Annotated in this window: 1 pseudogene; it reads right to left on the bottom strand. The window is 62.7% G+C overall.

Annotated features, from left to right (window positions below):
- Positions 1-1,200: pseudogene (locus QDY28_RS30870) on the bottom strand (lactate dehydrogenase); the annotation flags it as partial.

Below are 1,200 nucleotides of genomic sequence, written 5' to 3'. Positions count from 1 at the left end.
AACGAAGTTCGACCAGGCAATCCGAAGACGTACCTGCAGATCGCGCCACGGGCGATCCAGTTCCTGGGCCTTCACGATCTCGCGGACGGCGTCGCGGATCGGGATCAGCTTCTTGATGATGCGGACATGCTTTTCCGAAATTCCCTGGCCGCTAYGCGCCTTGCGCACCGCGATCTGACTTGCTTCACCGTCGACCACCTGCATCAGGCCATGCCTGACATCGATGAAATAACTGCCCTCGCGGACCTTGGCATTGTCGGGATGAAGATCGACGATCTCGCCGAGCTCGTCCTCCAGATCGACATCGATGGGAGTAGGCACTCCGTCATAAAGAGCCTCCGGGAGGAGGGCGATGGCTGCCTTGAGCACTGTCGCGACGTCCTCGGCGCCGCGCGGCCGGCATGTATAGATCTCACCAAACGGACCCGAAGTGAGCGTATGATCGCCGAGCACGAATTCCGGATGCTCGGCGAACCAGCGGTTCACGCTGATCGCACCGTCATCGGCGGTCGCAGATCGGACCTCCTGCAGGTCGAGCCAGGACAGGTCGCCTTCCTTCTCTCCCGTCTTTCGCTTGCGGAAGAACAGGATATCAACCACGACGTCCGTGCCGGCGGCGCGGCGGAAGCTGCCTTCAGGCAGGCGGATCGCCGCAATCAGGTCAGCGGACTCGGCAATGTGCTCACGTGCGGCGCTGTCAACCTTGTCCATCGTGCCGGCGCTGGTGACAAAGGCCGCTAGGGCGCCAGGCTTGAGGAGATCGGTCGACCGGGCAATGAAATAGTCATGCAGCCGAAGACCCAGCGAACGATATTGCCGATCAGAGCGAACCGCCCGATCGGAGAAGGGCGGATTGCCGATCGCGAGATCGTAGACGGCGTTGAGGTCGGTGCGCGCGAAGTCGGCGTTGATGATGCGCGCCTTCGGCTGAAGCAGCTTCACGATGCGCGCGGTGACGGGATCGAGTTCGATCCCGGTGACATAGCTGACGTTGCGGTACTCTATCGGCATCAGTGCCGGGAACAGCCCGGTTCCGATCCCCGGTTCCAGCACGCGGCCGCCGCGCCAGCCAAGCCGCCGCAAGCCCGTCCAGATCGCCCGGATGATGAACTCGGGGGTGAAATGGGCGTACTGTGTGCAGCGGGCAAGCGACGCATATTCCGCCTCGCTGACGGCCGTCTCCAGCGAACTGCCGAGATC

Source organism: Rhizobium sp. BR 362 (assembly GCF_036528765.1).
Classification (GTDB): Bacteria; Pseudomonadota; Alphaproteobacteria; order Rhizobiales; family Rhizobiaceae; genus Rhizobium.
Note: the sequence above shows the minus strand (reverse complement) of the source record. Positions and strands in the feature narration are given on the sequence as shown.